At 65.7% G+C, this 15,173-nt stretch carries 14 protein-coding genes; 11 read left to right on the top strand and 3 right to left on the bottom strand.

What is annotated here, in order from left to right; genetic code table 11:
* The first annotated feature begins 21 nt into the window (after positions 1-21).
* On the top strand, positions 22-660 hold the full coding sequence (locus ACNEOT_RS17600; protein ID WP_415975580.1) for a TetR/AcrR family transcriptional regulator: 639 nt from the start codon (positions 22-24) through the stop codon (positions 658-660).
* A 139-nt stretch (positions 661-799) separates the two neighbouring features.
* On the opposite strand, the gene ACNEOT_RS17595 is transcribed toward ACNEOT_RS17600, so the two are convergent.
* The gene (locus ACNEOT_RS17595) at positions 800-1,450 is read right to left on the bottom strand and encodes a DsbA family oxidoreductase (protein WP_415975579.1); all 651 of its coding nucleotides are present in this window, start codon (positions 1,448-1,450) and stop codon (positions 800-802) included.
* A 203-nt stretch (positions 1,451-1,653) separates the two neighbouring features.
* Between ACNEOT_RS17595 and purB the strand changes: the two genes are divergently transcribed.
* Entirely contained in the window at positions 1,654-3,072 is a 1,419-nt protein-coding gene (purB, locus tag ACNEOT_RS17590; RefSeq protein WP_415975578.1) for an adenylosuccinate lyase, read from the top strand.
* A 16-nt stretch (positions 3,073-3,088) separates the two neighbouring features.
* Here purB and ACNEOT_RS17585 read toward each other — a convergent pair whose 3' ends face one another.
* Positions 3,089-3,880, bottom strand: a complete 792-nt coding sequence (locus ACNEOT_RS17585) for an HAD-IIA family hydrolase (protein ID WP_415975575.1) — start codon at positions 3,878-3,880, stop codon at positions 3,089-3,091.
* 67 nt (positions 3,881-3,947) lie between these two features.
* Between ACNEOT_RS17585 and ACNEOT_RS17580 the strand changes: the two genes are divergently transcribed.
* The 8 genes from ACNEOT_RS17580 to ACNEOT_RS17545 all read left to right on the top strand — a co-directional run bounded on the left by ACNEOT_RS17580 (position 3,948) and on the right by ACNEOT_RS17545 (position 12,783).
* Positions 3,948-4,367: an HIT family protein gene (locus ACNEOT_RS17580; protein WP_415975573.1), complete on the top strand. Its 420-nt coding sequence runs from the start codon at positions 3,948-3,950 to the stop codon at positions 4,365-4,367.
* A gap of 115 nt (positions 4,368-4,482) precedes the next feature.
* On the top strand, positions 4,483-5,550 hold the full coding sequence (locus ACNEOT_RS17575) for an ABC transporter substrate-binding protein (RefSeq protein WP_415975570.1): 1,068 nt from the start codon (positions 4,483-4,485) through the stop codon (positions 5,548-5,550).
* A gap of 29 nt (positions 5,551-5,579) precedes the next feature.
* Entirely contained in the window at positions 5,580-7,487 is a 1,908-nt protein-coding gene (locus ACNEOT_RS17570; protein ID WP_415975568.1) for an SIP domain-containing protein, read from the top strand.
* A gap of 100 nt (positions 7,488-7,587) precedes the next feature.
* Positions 7,588-8,889 carry a lysine N(6)-hydroxylase/L-ornithine N(5)-oxygenase family protein gene (locus tag ACNEOT_RS17565; protein ID WP_415975566.1) on the top strand — a complete coding sequence of 434 codons (1,302 nt, stop codon included), beginning with the start codon at positions 7,588-7,590 and terminating at the stop codon, positions 8,887-8,889.
* Between the two features lie 5 nt (positions 8,890-8,894).
* Complete coding sequence (locus ACNEOT_RS17560) at positions 8,895-9,959, top strand: FecCD family ABC transporter permease (protein WP_415976348.1); 1,065 nt, start codon at positions 8,895-8,897, stop codon at positions 9,957-9,959.
* Positions 9,956-11,023, top strand: a complete 1,068-nt coding sequence (locus ACNEOT_RS17555) for a FecCD family ABC transporter permease (RefSeq protein ID WP_415975565.1) — start codon at positions 9,956-9,958, stop codon at positions 11,021-11,023. Before ACNEOT_RS17560 ends, ACNEOT_RS17555 begins: the two co-directional genes overlap by 4 nt.
* Positions 11,020-11,835: an ABC transporter ATP-binding protein gene (locus ACNEOT_RS17550; RefSeq protein WP_415975564.1), complete on the top strand. Its 816-nt coding sequence runs from the start codon at positions 11,020-11,022 to the stop codon at positions 11,833-11,835. Before ACNEOT_RS17555 ends, ACNEOT_RS17550 begins: the two co-directional genes overlap by 4 nt.
* Positions 11,836-11,889: 54 nt before the next feature.
* Entirely contained in the window at positions 11,890-12,783 is an 894-nt protein-coding gene (locus tag ACNEOT_RS17545; RefSeq protein ID WP_415975563.1) for a siderophore-interacting protein, read from the top strand.
* Here ACNEOT_RS17545 and ACNEOT_RS17540 read toward each other — a convergent pair.
* Complete coding sequence (locus ACNEOT_RS17540) at positions 12,780-13,973, bottom strand: FAD-dependent monooxygenase (protein WP_415975561.1); 1,194 nt, start codon at positions 13,971-13,973, stop codon at positions 12,780-12,782. The two genes, ACNEOT_RS17545 and ACNEOT_RS17540, sit on opposite strands and share 4 nt — an antisense overlap.
* A gap of 171 nt (positions 13,974-14,144) precedes the next feature.
* On the opposite strand from ACNEOT_RS17540, the gene ACNEOT_RS17535 reads away from it, so the two are divergent.
* Positions 14,145-15,173 (top strand): iron ABC transporter substrate-binding protein, encoded by a 1,029-nt coding sequence (locus ACNEOT_RS17535; protein ID WP_415975559.1) that lies wholly within the window; start codon positions 14,145-14,147, stop codon positions 15,171-15,173.

Below are 15,173 nucleotides of genomic sequence, written 5' to 3'. Positions count from 1 at the left end.
CGAGCTGGCACGATGACTTGAATGTCCGCAGGTCCGACCGAGTCGCAGCACAAGGTGTCGGGTGCGACTCCGAAGGGGGTGCGCCGCCGCCAGGCATTGGCGTCGGCCGCAGCGGACCTACTCGTCGAGGGCGGATTCGACGCGGTGCGGCACCGATCGGTGGCTGCACGAGCCGGGTTGCCGCTTGCGTCGACCACCTACTATTTCGAGTCCCTCGGAGACCTGGTGGCCGCGGCGGTCGATGTGGTCGGGACCCGCGAGATCGACGTCATGCGGGGGCGCATCGACGTCGAGGGCACATGCTCCAACGAAATGGAATCGACGGTGGACCTCATCGTCGACCTGCTCATCGGGCCACAGGACGGGCACGAGCAGTTGATCGCGCGATACGAGCGGTTCATCGCCTCCGCTCGCCATCCGGAACTGCGGGAGGTGCAACTGCGGCTCCGCGCCCAAATCGACGACCTGCTCACCGACGTCCTACGCAGATCGGGTCGAACCGTGCAGGAGGAGCAGCTTCGCAGACTCGTGGCAGTGGTCGACGGGGCCGTCGTCGGCGCACTCAGCGAAGTGGATCCCGATCCTCGCGAAATGGCGCGAAGCATGCTGCTCGCCGTCATCGACATCGTGGCACCGGCGGAACAGGTGCCGGCCGATTGACTGCTCCCGGGCCGAGGCGTTCGGCCCCACTCGTTCTAGTCGGTCTCGCCGGAGTCCGCGTCGTGGATCGCTGGCACCTCGCACACACCGTCCTCGCAGACAGGGCCGTGGTCGTCGCCGACCATCTCCAATGGACCGCTCATGAGCCGGTTGCGGCCTTCTGCAGAACGTCGGCGAACACCGACGGCTCCTGCGCGCCGGACACACCGAGCCGTCCGTCGATCACGAAGAACGGCACACCACTGATCCCGTAGGCGATGGCCTGCTCCTTGTCCGCGTGCACTGCTGGCAGGAACTCCTCGGACTTCAGCGCCGCGAGCGCCTCGTCATGGTCGAGGCCGACCTCCGCGGCCAGGTCGGCGAGGTCATCGGCGCGGCCGACGTGGCGGCCCTCCTCGAAGTAGGCCGCCAGGAGCCGTTCCTTCATCTCCACCTGCTTGCCCTTCGACTTGGCGAAGTGCAGAAGCTCGTGTGCCTTGACGGTGTTGGTGTGCTGCAAGGCGTCGAAGTCGTACGCGAGCCCCTCGCCTGCGGCCAGCTCGGTCATCTGCGCCAACATCTGCGTGACCTGGGCGGCCGGCATACCTTTGTGGGAGACGAGAAAGTCGACCTCGCTGCCGTCGAAATCGACCGGTGTGTCGGGTGCCAGCTCGAACGAGTGGAACTCCACCTCGAGCGTCCCGCCACCGGCGGTGAACTGCGCAGCGCCTGCCTCGAAACGGCGCTTTCCGACGAAGCACCACGGGCATGCGATGTCGGACCAGATGTCGACCTTCACTGTTCGGCTCACGGCGGCTGCAACATCGGAATGCGCCGCGGTTATTCCACGCGACGGCCATGGTCTCGATGCCCGAACTCGCGTCGTTCCGCATCCGAGCACGAGCCCGCGACGCCAGTGCCGCAGCCGCCGCGGCCGGCCGGGTGAGCAGCCACTTCTGAAACAGTGCAGTCGTCTTCTCGAACTGACAACTGCGCCACGTAAGCTGGACGCTCGTGAGCATCCCGAATGTCCTGGCCACCCGTTACGCGAGTCCCGAACTGGTGGAGCTGTGGTCTCCGGAGCACAAGATCTCCCTCGAGCGTCAACTGTGGATCGCTGTGTTGCGCGCGCAGTCCTCTCTCGGTGTCGACGTTCCCAACGCCGCGATCGCCGACTACGAGGCCGTCGTCGATCAGGTGGACCTCGCGTCGATCGCCGAGCGTGAACGCGTCACCCGGCATGACGTCAAGGCCCGGATCGAGGAGTTCAACGCCCTCGCCGGCCACGAGCACATTCACAAGGGCCTCACCAGCCGCGACCTCACCGAGAACGTCGAGCAGCTGCAGATCTTGCGCTCCCTCGAACACGTCCACGCGCACGGTGTCGCCGTCGCGAAGCGGTTGGCCGAGCGCGCTGCCGAATACTCCTCGCTGGTCATGGCCGGCCGTAGCCACAACGTCGCAGCTCAGGCCACCACGCTGGGCAAGCGCTTCGCGTCGGCCGCCGACGAGCTGCTGTTGGCGCTCTCCAGGGTGCAGGAACTGATCGCTCGCTACCCACTGCGCGGGATCAAGGGGCCGATGGGCACCTCCCAGGACATGCTGGACCTGTTCGGCGGCGACTCCGCCAAGCTCGTCGCCCTCGAACGCATCGTCGCCGACCACCTCGGCTTTCGGCACACCCTCACCAGCGTCGGCCAGGTCTACCCCCGCTCACTCGACCACGAGGTCGTGTCCGCGCTGGTCCAGGTCGGTGCCGGACCGTCCTCGTTTGCGCACACCGTTCGCCTGATGGCAGGCCACGAACTCGTCACCGAGGGCTTCCAGCCCGGCCAGGTGGGCTCGTCGGCGATGCCGCACAAGATGAACACCCGCTCGTGCGAACGCGTCAACGGCCTGCAGGTGGTGCTGCGCGGCTACGGCTCGATGGCCGCCGAGCTCGCCGGCGCGCAGTGGAACGAGGGCGACGTCTTCTGTTCCGTGGTGCGCCGAGTCGCGCTGCCCGACGCCTTCTTCGCCATCGACGGTCTCATCGAGACCTTCCTGACCGTGCTCGACGAATTCGGCGCGTACCCGGCCGTCATCGCCAAGGAACTCGACCGCTACCTGCCGTTCCTCGCGACGACCAAGGTGCTCATGGCAGCCGTGCGCGCGGGCGTCGGACGCGAAACTGCGCACGAGGCGATCAAGGAACATGCTGTTGCCGTGGCACTGGCCATGCGCGAGCAGGGACTCGAGCCCGACCTGCTCGACCGCCTGGCCGCCGACGATCGTCTCCCACTCGATCGCGCCGCCCTCGACGCTGCGCTGGCCGACAAGACGGCCTTCGTCGGTGCGGCAGACGCCCAGGTCAGTGCTGTTGTCGCAGCAGTGGAGCGGTTGATCGCGAAGTTCCCGGCCGGGGCGTCGTACACGCCGTCGCCCATTCTTTGATCAGACCGGGTTCTGTTCAGGTCAGGACCCCGGGGAGGTCGGCGACGGAGTCGATCACGTGATCGGGTTCCATCGCGAATTCGTCGGTGATGCGTCGATCGAGCACGTCCTGACGAAACTTCCCGGTCCTGACCAACACCCCCGTCATTCCGACGACCTGGGCGGCGAGGACGTCGTTGTCGAGGTCGTCCCCGACCATCACGACGTCGTCCGGGTCGACGCCCATCCGCTCGGACGCCGTCCGGAAACCCAGTGGTGCCGGCTTACCGATGGCCTTCGCGGTATGTCCCGACGCCTGCTCCATCCCTCCGAGGTACATGCCCGTGTCGATGCGCAGTCCGGCTCCGGTGCTCCACATCAACGATCGATGCATTGCGACGACGGGTATGCCGCGGCACAGCCAGTCGTAGACGCGGCTGAGGCGCTCGTGCGTGAACTCCGGGCCTGCACCGCCGACGACCACGACATCGGGATCCTCGGACGACTCGTCGACGAACTCGATGCCCGGCATGTCGCCCGCGATCTCACCGTTGTTGATCAGCACCACCCGCGCATCCGGATAGTTCTCGCGCAGATGATCGGCGGTGAGCGACGCGGCCGTGACGATCTCGTCGGAATGGACGTCCAGTCCGACGTCGCGCAGCGCGGCGGCGATCTGCTCACGCGTCTTCGATGTCGTGTTGGTCAGAAACGCGCGAGCAATGTCGTTGCTGTCCAAGTACTTCAACGTGGCGGCCGCCCCCGGTACCGCCTGCCATGACGTGACAAGGACGCCGTCGATGTCGAAGAGAACCCCGCCGATGCTCATCGGCAAACAGTAGTCGCCGGGTCCGGGCCCCGCAGCCTCAGAGGACCAGCGCCTAGGCTCGGTGGCTGTGAATCCCTACACAATTTTTGCCGAGATCATTGCCGGAACGGCCGAGGCGTCTCGGGTCCACGAGGACGAGACTGCGATTGCGTTCATGGACATCAGGCCGCTCACCAGTGGGCATGTGTTGGTGGTGCCCCGGCAGCAGTTCCGAACGCTGGCGGAGTTGCCGCCGGAGGTCGGGGCTCATCTGTTCGTCGTCGGGCAGAAGGTGGCAGCCGCAGTGCGCGCGAGCAATCCGCGTGTCGCCGGAATCAACCTCTTTCTCGCCGACGGCACGGTCGCGGGTCAGGAGATCTTTCACGTGCACCTACACGTCATTCCACGCATGATCGGCGACGGTTTCGGCCTGCGGGCACGGCCGTCGTCGCCGCATCGGCACGAACTCGATCGGCAAGCTGCGGAGATCGCGGCCGCTCTGATGTGAGCCCGATGCGCTGGGCAGCGTGCCCGGCACCTGAGGTAAGCCTGACCTACTTCGGTGCTATCTTCAGTGCGACCCCAGTTCGGGTGGTACGTCGGGAGAGAGGGTTCGAGCAACGATGAAGGTTCGTACGAAGTGGATGAGGAGCGCCGCGGCGGTTGCGCTCGCCGGAGGGCTCACCGTCGCTCTCGCAGCCGGTTGCAGCACCGAGGAGGCACCGGCACCCGAATCCACCACGTCGGCGCAGGAATCGGCGTTCCCGGTCACGATCGACTCCGCTCTCGGATCCGCAAAGATCCCCGAGGCCCCCGAGCGCATCGCCACCTGGGGCTGGTCCAACCAGGACGCCATCCTGGCTCTCGGCGTCGTGCCCGTCGCCATGCCGACCTTCGACGGCGCCCAGTACGGGGCAGATGAACGCGGCATCCTGAAGTGGGACGCGGAAGCGCTCGCCGACCTCGGCGGTGAAACACCGACACTGCTCACGGGTGACGGAACCGGAGCGGTCCCGGTAGAGCAGTTCGCCGCTGCCGCACCGGATCTGATCTTCGCGCCCTACTCAGGGCTGACGCAGGAGGAATTCGACAAGCTCTCCGATATCGCACCGGTCGTCGCGTTCCCGGAGAAGGCGTGGACGACCTCGTGGGAAGACCAGCTCACCATCGCGGGCAAGGCCCTCGGTAAGGAGAAGGAGGCCGCAGGTCTCGTCGCCGGTGTCGAAGGTTCCATCGCCGACGCGGCCGCGAAATACCCAGCGCTGCAGAGCAAGACGGTCACCATCGCTCTCCCCAACGCTCCCGGCACCTTTGCTGTGAGCAAGGACAACGACGTGCGTGTGGAGTTCCTCGAGGAGCTCGGTCTGGTCAACGAACCCACCATCCAAAAGGCCGACCCGGCGGGGGACCCGGATGCCGTGTACTTCGAGCTCAGCCTCGAGCAGGCGTCGCTGCTGAAGTCGGATGTGCTGTTCGTCGTCGCCTATGACAAGGAATCCCTCGGTGCCTTCCTCGTGGAACCGGCCGTGGCTTCGCAGCCCGTGCTGGCGCAGGGTCGCACCGCATCCACCGAAAGCCTCAGTGCCGACAAGAACTTCGCGTTCGGTGGCCTGACGGTGCTGACCATTCCGTACATCCTCGACGACGTGGCATCGGCGCTGAACACCGCCGCCGAGAACGTCCAGGGCTGATCCGACCGCCGACAGGAGCGTAATCCATCGTGGCGAGGTCCCATCGGCGTCAGGTCGTCTTTCCCGAAGTCATCCGCAGCGCCACCGTGATCGACACGCAGCAACTGAGTTCGGGAATGCGCAGGATCGTGCTGGGTGGGCCGCAGCTGCGAGAGTTCTCGCGTGACGGGTTCGACTTTCCGGCGCTGCGCAGCGAAGGATTCGACGACTTCGTTCGACTGTTCTTTCCAGTCGACGACAACGGCACGATGGCGTTGCCGGTCCAACGCGAACGCACGGTGAAGTGGCCACAAGACCCTCGTCCGGTGACCCGCAACTACACCGTCCGCAGCATCGATTCCGAAACCGCGCAACTGACCGTCGATTTCGTCACCCACGCCACCGGAATCGCCTCGACGTGGGGGCGTCGCTGCGCACCGGGTGATTCCATTGCGCTGCTCGGTCCGGTGCGATCGGGGCACGCGCCGTCCGGCGTGGACTGGGTGTTGCTCGTCGGTGACGAGACTGCGTTGCCCGCCATCGCCCGCTACCTCCACGAGGCTTCCCCCGGTGACCGAATCCGGGTCTTCGTCGAAGTGGCCGATGCCGAGCGGCAACTCCCTCTGCCGACGGCCGCCGCCGCGGAGGTCACCTGGGTGCACCGCGACGGCGCGGCCGCCGGCAACGGTGATCTGCTCGAATCTGCGGTCCGCGCATCGGCATGGTGGGACGGAACGGTATTCGCATGGGTCGCAGGCGAATCGACAGCCCTCAAGGGTATTCGGCGGTATCTGCGCGAGGATCGCGCACTTCCTCCCGAGATGGTCGATGTCACCGGCTATTGGCGTCGCGCAGAGGTTGCGACCCGCGCAGACGATCCTGAGGTGCCGGATCTGAGCGTCGCCGATTCCGAGCCTTTCGACAAGCTCGTCGAACAAGCAGAGATTTTCTCGCCCTTCGCAATCAGGGCCGCCAACACCCTTCGGATCCCGCTGCACGTCTCTCGCGGGGTGCGTACCGTCGACGCACTGGCGTCGGTAACCAGCACCGACAGAGGCGCATTGGCGAAATTCGTCCGATATCTGTGTGCCGTCGAGGTGCTCACCGAGGATACCGACGGCGGATTGATTCTCGCCGATGTCGGCGAAGCGATGCTCGGTGACGATTGGATCTCGCACTGGCTCGACTTCGACGGAATCGAGGCGCGGGTGGAGTTGTCGATCACCGGGCTCGTCGAGAGTCTGCGGACCGGAACTGCCAGCGCCAGCATGTCGACCGGCAACACGTTGAGCCAGGACCTCGCCGACTCACCCAGGCTGGCCGAACTGCACCACAACCACATCGCCGACGAGGCGGCGTTCCTGGGTCCTGCTCTGGTCCAGGACTATTCACTCGACGGGGTCTCGAACCTGTTGGTGACCGGAGCGGCATCCGGGGTGGTGCTCGGTTCCATCCTCGCGCGCTACGACGGTGTGTCGGCCGGCGTTGTCGGGTTGCCCAGTGAGCTGGAACTGGTTCGACGCGACCTACGCAACTGGTCGGGAATCGACGGGCGGGTCACGGAGTGCCCGCAGAGTGTGATGTCCGAACCGCACGAGGTCCCTGCGGGCGGATACGACGCGTACCTGTTGCTCGAGGTCACCGGACACTATCGAGACGACGACCTCGCGCTGCTGTTGCGCAATGCGGCAAAGGGATTGGCCGACAACGGCAGATTGGTCGTGGTCGAGCGAGTGCCGGCCGACGATTTCTTCGACGAGGATCAGTCCGAATTCGACCTGCTGATGCTCTGCATGCACGGTAGTGGTGTGCGTACGAAGACCGAGTTCGCCTCCGTGGCAGCCGATGCCGGCCTTTCGATCACGGCGTCGACTCTCGTCGGTTGGGGGATCACCGTGCTCGATCTCCGAACGTGTGCCCCGACACCGTCGAAGCCGTTGTGCCACCGAGGTGGTTAGGTTAGCGTTGCCTACCGAAGGCGTGCGCGGATGCCCAAGCACTTTCGCTGCGCGCAGAAACGCGGTCATGGACCCACATACTGTCAGGAGCGCTTGCACGATGACTGTCGACAACTCGCGAGAATACGATCTTTCGGAAGACGGCGAGTACGACATCGTCGGAGTCGGATTCGGGCCGTCCAATCTGGGATTGGCCATCGCGATCGAGGAGCACAACCGAACCTGCTCTGCGGCAGAGCGATTGACGGCACGTTTCGTCGAGTCCAAGGACGAATTCGCCTGGCACCCCGGAATGCTGTTGCCGGGCACGTCGATGCAGATCTCGTTCCTCAAAGACCTGGCGACCCAGCGCAATGCCAGCAGCGAGTACACATTTCTCGCCTACCTGTCGGAGCAGGGTCGGCTCAATCATTTCATCAACCTGCAGACCTTCTTCCCGAGCCGGCTCGAGTTCCACGACTACCTGGCCTGGGCCGCAGGCAAGGTGAACGCACGAGTGCACTACGGCACCCGTGCGGTCGACATCGTCGACACCGGTGACGGCTACGGCGTCCGCACCGAGGGCCGGCGGACCGGGACAGTGCGGGGCCGCAACATCGTGCTCGCCGGCGGCTTGACCGCCACCCTGCCCGACGGGATCAGCGCGTCGGTGCGGCAGTTCCACAACCATGGCCTTCTCGACGAACTCGACCGGTTGCCGTCGCGGACGCATCGCACATTCGTCGTCGTCGGTGCGGGGCAGAGCGCCGCCGAGGTGGTCGACTATCTACACTCGACCTACCGCGACGCGTCGGTACACGCGGTGCTGCGCAAGTACGGGTACAGCCCGGCGGACGACAGCCCGTACGCCAATCGCATCTTCGATCCGACCGCCGTCGACGACTTCTATTCGTCCTCGCACAATTTGCGCGATCAGCTGTTGCAGTATCACCGTGGCACCAACTATTCCGCCGTCGATCTGCCTCTGATCGAAGAGCTGTACGCGCGCGAGTATGCCGAGCGAGTGAGCGGTCAGCGCCGCTTGTTCGTCCACGGAGCATCACGGTTGGTCGAGGCAACCGAGGAGCCGTCGGGTGTTCGTGCGTCCGTCGAGCACGGCCCGACCGGGCTGGCCGAGGACATACTGTGCGACGCTGTCGTCTATGCCACCGGCTTCACGTCCCTCGATCTGCCCGAGATCCTCGGTCCGTTGCTCGACGACGTCGAATTCGATTCTCGGGGTCCTCGCGTGACGCGGGACTACCGGCTCGTCACGCGTGAACCGAGCGTTGGATCGATCTATCTGCAGGGCGGCACCGAGCACACGCATGGTCTGACCTCGTCGTTGCTGTCCAACATCGCTGTGCGCAGCGGTGAGATCGTGAAGTCCGCCGTGAACGCGAGGGTGCGATCGGTGGTGTGAATCGGGTGCGGACGGGCGCGGGCGACAAGCCGGAACAGCGAGACGTTCCGGGCTTCGTGGGTGGTCTCGCTCGCACCGATGCGCGTCGGGCAGCGGGGTTGTTCGTCGTCGTCGGTGTCCTTACCGCGCTCTGCCTGGTGAGCATCGCGGTGGGAACCGAGTACATCCCGATCGGTGAGGTGTGGCACGTCCTGCTGCACCCCGACGGCTCAACCGATTCCGTGATCGTCCGCGAATTACGGCTTCCGCGAACCGCTCTCGGCCTGCTCGTGGGAATCGCATTGGGGGTGGCCGGTGCACTGATTCAGGCGATGACGCGAAATCCTCTGGCCGACCCCGGAATTCTCGGTGTCAACGCCGGTGCCGCGTTCTTCGTCGCGATCGCCGTCGGCGTGCTGGGCTTCACCGCAATCGGCTCCTACATCTGGTTCGCCTTCGCCGGGGCAGTGCTGGCCACGGTCGCGGTGTACGCGCTGGGCTCGCTGGGGCGAGCGGGTGCGACCCCGATTCGCTTGACGCTCTCCGGTATCGCGCTCGGTGCGGTGCTCGGTGGCGTCACCTCGGGCATGCTGCTGCTCGATCCGGATGCTTTCGACAGGATGCGGTACTGGAGTGCAGGTTCGTTGGCCGGTCGTGGCCTGGACATCGCATCCGAGATCACCCCGTTCATCGCACTCGGACTGCTACTGGCCGCCCTCGTCGCACGTCCACTCAACGCGATCGCACTCGGCGACGATCTCGCCCAGTCGTTGGGGGCACACGTTCTGCGTACTCGGATCATCGGTGTCGTAGCGGTGACGGTGCTGGCCGGTGCGGCCACCGCGGCAGTGGGGCCGATCGGATTTCTCGGACTGATGATTCCGCACATGGTGCGGTGGTTCGTCGGACCGGACCAGCGCTGGATTCTGCTCTACTCGGTGTTCGCGGCACCGGGCTTGTTGCTGCTCTCGGATGTGGTCGGACGCATCGTGCTCAGACCTGGGGAGCTGCCGGTCGGCATCGTGACCGCGTTTTTGGGCGCTCCGGTGCTGATCGTGTTGGTTCGCCGCACGAAGGCGAGTGGACTGTGACTCGCGAACAATCCAGCGGCGGCATCGATTTCGGCCGAAGACTGCGAATCGTCCGATTCCGAGATCGCGTCGACGCTCGAATCGATGTCCGGACGGTCGGTGTCTGCACGGCACTGCTTCTCGTGACGATGGTGGTCTGCGTTGTGGCGGTCGGCACCGGCGACCTCTACATTCCGCCGAACGAGGTACTCGAGGCGGTGCTCGGCGATGCGCCGCGCGTGACCGAGATCGTGGTGATGGAATGGCGATTCCCCCGAGTGGCGCTGGCGTTCCTGTTCGGAGCCGCTCTCGGCGTCTCGGGCGCCGTCTTTCAATCCCTGACGCGAAATCCGTTGGGCAGTCCGGACATCATCGGCTTCGCCACCGGCTCGTACACCGGTGCACTCGTTGTCATCCTCACCCTCGGTGGTGGCTACTACCGGATCGGAGTGGGCGCGCTCGTCGGCGGACTGGCGACGGCCGCCGTGGTCTACCTGCTCGCGTACCGACGCGGAGTGCAGGGCTTTCGGTTGATCATCGTCGGTATCGCCGTGAGCGCGGTGCTGGCCTCGATCAACACCTGGCTCGTCATCCGAGCCGACCTCGCCGACGCGATCGCGGCCGCCGTGTGGGGTGCGGGCACACTCAACGGGCTGGGGTGGTCGCAGGTGGGGCCCGTGCTGGTGGTGCTGGTGGTCATCGCCCCGTGCTTGGCGGTGCTCTCGCGGCGGATGCCGATGTTGGAGATGGGGGACGACGCGGCGCGGGCGCTCGGGGTGCGGGCCGAGCCGACCCGTCTGATGCTGGTGCTGTTGGGAGTTGCGCTGATCGCGCTGGTCACTGCGGCCGCAGGACCCATCTCGTTCGTCGCGCTCGCCGCGCCGCAATTGGCGCGACGGCTCACCGGCACCTCGGGCGTGGCCATGCTGCCCTCCGCCTGCATGGGGGCGCTTCTACTCGTGGTCGGTGACGTTGCTGCACAGCGCATGTTCGCTCCGACTCAGCTGCCGGTCGGTGTGGTGACGGTATCCGTCGGCGGCGCATATTTCGTGTGGTTGTTGGCGCGGGAAGGCAGGAAGCAGTGACAAAGCCTCGGTTGCACGCAGACGACATCACGGTCGGATACGACAGGAGCGTCATCAGTGAGAACTTGACCGTCGAGATTCCCGACGGCAAGTTCACCGTCATCGTCGGGCCGAACGCCTGCGGCAAATCGACTCTGCTGCGAGCACTCTCGCGGCTGCTGAAGCCCTCGCACGGAACCGTTGTGCTGGACGGGAAGGCGATCTCGTCGTACCCGGCGAAAGACGTTGCCCGACGCCTCGGCCTGCTCCCGCAGACCTCCATCGCACCCGACGGTATCTCGGTGGCCGATCTCGTTGCGCGAGGGCGCTATCCGCATCAGAAGTTGATCCGGCAGTGGTCGACTGCGGACGAGGCCGCGGTGGTCCAGGCCATGGAGGCCACCGGAGTGACCTCGCTGTCGGCTCGGCCGGTGGACGAACTGTCCGGCGGACAGCAACAACGAGTATGGGTGGCAATGGTTCTGGCGCAGCAGACACCGCTGCTACTGCTGGACGAGCCGACGACCTTCCTGGACATCGCCCACCAGATCGACCTTCTCGACCTGCTGACGACCCTGAATCGCGAGGGCGGCCGAACGCTCGTTGCGGTGCTGCACGACCTCAACCACGCCTGCCGGTACGCCGACCACATCATCGCGATGAAGGACGGCGCGGTGGTCACCGAGGGCTCACCCGCCGACGTCGTCACCGCCGAGTTGGTCGAGGCAGTGTTCGGGCTGCCGTGCCGCATCATCGACGATCCCGAATCGCACACTCCGTTGGTGATTCCGCTGGTGAAGCCGTCGGGCAGGCGGCGTCGAGGTGCGGGTTAGCCTGGAGATACACCGACATCAGTGCGAACCGACGAGAATCCGACGAGGACGACGATGAGTGAACAACCGCGAGGCTTCTACTACGCCGATGTCGTTGCGGTGGAACGGCTCACGGTGCATATGGTGCGCGTGACGTTCGGCGGCGAGCATGTTGCCGAATATCGCACACTCGGTGTGCCCGACGAATGCGTCGGCGTCTACTTCCCGCGAGCAGGCGAAACGAAGCCGCCGCCGATGACCGAGGTCGACGGGCTCTGGTGGTTCCACGGTCTCGACGATGCCCCCGAGGGCCGCAACTACACCATCCGTCGCGTCGATCCGGAGCGCGGTGAGCTGACCATCGACTTCTTCGCACACGAGGGTGGCGTCGCGGCCACCTGGGCGCGGCAGGCCGCCCCTGGGCAGACCGTGCTGTTCACCCGTCCGCGATCCTGGTATTCACCGCCCGCCGATGTGGAATGGCTGCTGCTGGTGGCCGACATGACCGGGTTGCCTGCGCTCGGCCGACTGATCGAGCAACTACCTGCGGGGATGCGGGCACACGCGATCGTCGAGGTGCTCGAACGCGGCGACATCCAATCCTTCGATACCCCAGCAGACGTCACGTTCGATTGGCGTATCGGTTCCGGAAACGGCGACAGCGCAAGCGTTCTCGACGATGCTGCTCTGGCCTACCCACTACCCGAGGGACGCGGCTACGTGTGGTTCGCCGGCGAGGCGTCGTCCTCGCGCCGGGTGCGTAAGCACTTTCGCAAGGAATTGGGTTACGACATAGCGTATTTCGACATCATCGGGTACTGGCGGGCAGACTCCGAGAAGTGGCTCGAGAAATACAAGCAGTACCAGCAGGAGGCGCTGGCGGTGTACAACGGCGTCATCGAATCGGGCCGCTCCGAGCAGGAAGCCAGCGAGGCGTTCGACGCTTTGCTCGAGCGGGTGGGGCTCTAACCCTGGAACGTGTAGTTCGGCAATTCGAGCGTTGCCGCGTCGGGCCCGAGGAACTTGCTGGTCATGGCCTGCACGGGCTTCGATCCGGCCAGGCGTAGGACGCCGCGGAAGGCCGCGACCCCCACCGCGGTCTTGGGATGAGCGACGCGAGGCACGCCCGGCGGCAGTTTCTGAGCCTGCTCGACGAACGGACGCATGCGCGCCTCGAAGGCCTCGAACCCGGCGCGATGACCGCCGGCCCGGGCGAGTTCGCCGGCGAGAACGTAGGCACCGGTGACCGACAACGTGGTGCCCATGCCGCTCAACGGCGTTGCGCACCAGGCGGCATCGCCGAGCATGCCGATCCTGCCGTTGGACCAGCGCGGGGCCTTCACCTGCGCCAAGTAGTCGACGTAGAGTTCCGAGTCCGGTCCGAGTGAGTTCAGGATTCGGGGCACTTCCCAGCCGACGTCGTCGAACTGCGCCCGCAATGCAGCAACGACCTGCTCGTTGGACGCACCCTCGTATCCGCCGGCGTCGGACACCCACGACAGGCTGAATCGCGTCGTGCCGAGGTTGTCCGGACGCAGGCCGGCCACTCTGGATCCGGTGGCGTTGTACCAGCGCCACCAGCCGTCGTCGCTCGGGCCCTTCGGCAGTACGCCGTAGGCCGTGTACAGGCCGACGGGTGTGGTCTCGGCTTCTCCAGGAAACGCCAGTTCCCTGCTGCTGGAGCGGATTCCGTCTGCAAAGAGGACCAGATCGAATCGCTCGTTCTGCTCGGACGCGAAAGAGACATCGACGCCGTCGGCATCCTGAGCCACGCCGACGACACGATCGCCGTACCGATACTCGGTTCGCGGACCAGCCGAGTCGACCAGAATCCGCGCGAACTCGCCGCGCAGAATTTCCAACTCCGCTGTCGGCCCGTCGTGGGTTCCGTCGCCGGCCGGGAAGGCAGCGATGGTGGCGTCGGCGTCGTCGACGAATCGGGTGCCCTTCTCGGTGGTGCCGTTGGCGAGGAGGGTCGCGTCCAGGCCCATCCGTCGCAGCACCTCGCGGCCGGACCCACGAACATCGATGTTCTGGCCACCGAGCCTGAGCTGCGGAGATCGTTCGAGAACGGTGACCTCGTAGCCCGCCTTGTCGAGCCAGAACGCCACGGTCGGTCCGGCGATGCTGGCACCGGTGACGAGTACACGAGAGGTCATGGCTACCGGAGTGCCCCGGCCGGGCGGGATCGAATCACTTCTCGACGTGAGCGGAATTTCGACCCCTGCTACGAAGTCCCGTGCACATGGGGAAGCGAAATAGCTGAGCCTCACCTTTGCGGTGTACTTTCATCGAATTGTCTCGAATGACCCGTTTTCGTCAGGAGAACCGTGTTCACCGTTCGTCGTCTGGCGCTGCTCTCGCTCAGCGCAACCCTTGCCCTCGGTCTCGCTGCCTGCAGCTCGGATGGCTCTTCCGAGGACGGCGCATCCACTTCGGAGAATGCACTCGTCGTGTACTCCGGCCGTGGTGAAGAACTCGTCGACCCGTTGATCCAGCGCATCGGCGGCGGCATCGAGGTCGACTACTCGGGCAACACCAACGCCCAGGCCGCGAAGATTCTCGAAGAGGGCGACGCAACCCCGGCGGACGTCTTCTACGGTCAGGACGCAGGCGCACTCGGTGCCCTCGACGAGCAAGGCGCACTCGCGCCGCTGCCCGAGGACATCCTCTCGCTCGTCCCCGAGCAGTACCGCGGTGCCGACGGCACCTGGGTCGCCACCTCCGCACGGGCCCGTGTCCTGGCGTACAACTCCGACTCGGTGCAGGCCGCAGACCTGCCCACCGGCATCGACGGCCTGCTCGACCCGCGCTGGCGCGGACAGATCGGCTACGCACCGACCAACGCGTCGTTCCAGGCCTTCGTCACCGCTCTGCGTGTCCAGCGCGGCGAGGACGGTGCCCGCACCTGGCTCGAAGGATTCGTCGCCAACGAGCCCGTCGCATTCGAGGGCAACGGCCCGCTGCTGACGGCTGTCAACGACGGCCAGGTGGCCACCGGCCTGATCAACCACTACTACTGGTACCCGTTCAAGGACGAGAACGGTGCCGACGCTCCGGTCGAGCTGCACTACTTCGAGCCCGGTGATCCCGGCGCACTGATCAACGTCGCCGGTGCCGGTGTGCTGGCCGCCTCCGACAATCAGGACGCCGCCTTCGACTTCGTGCGCGAGTTGCTCTCGACCGAATCGCAGACGTACTTCGCGAACGAGACCGCCGAATACCCCGTCATCGACGGCGTCACGTCCGAGTACGATTTGCCGCCACTGTCCGAGTTGGGTTCGACCGACCTCGATCTGGGCAAGCTCTCGTCCCTCGAAGCCACCCAAACCCTGCTCACCGACGTCGGAATCATCTAG

The organism is Rhodococcus sp. 077-4, assembly GCF_047782425.1.
Lineage (GTDB): Bacteria > Actinomycetota > Actinomycetes > Mycobacteriales > Mycobacteriaceae > Rhodococcoides.
Note: the sequence above shows the minus strand (reverse complement) of the source record. Positions and strands in the feature narration are given on the sequence as shown.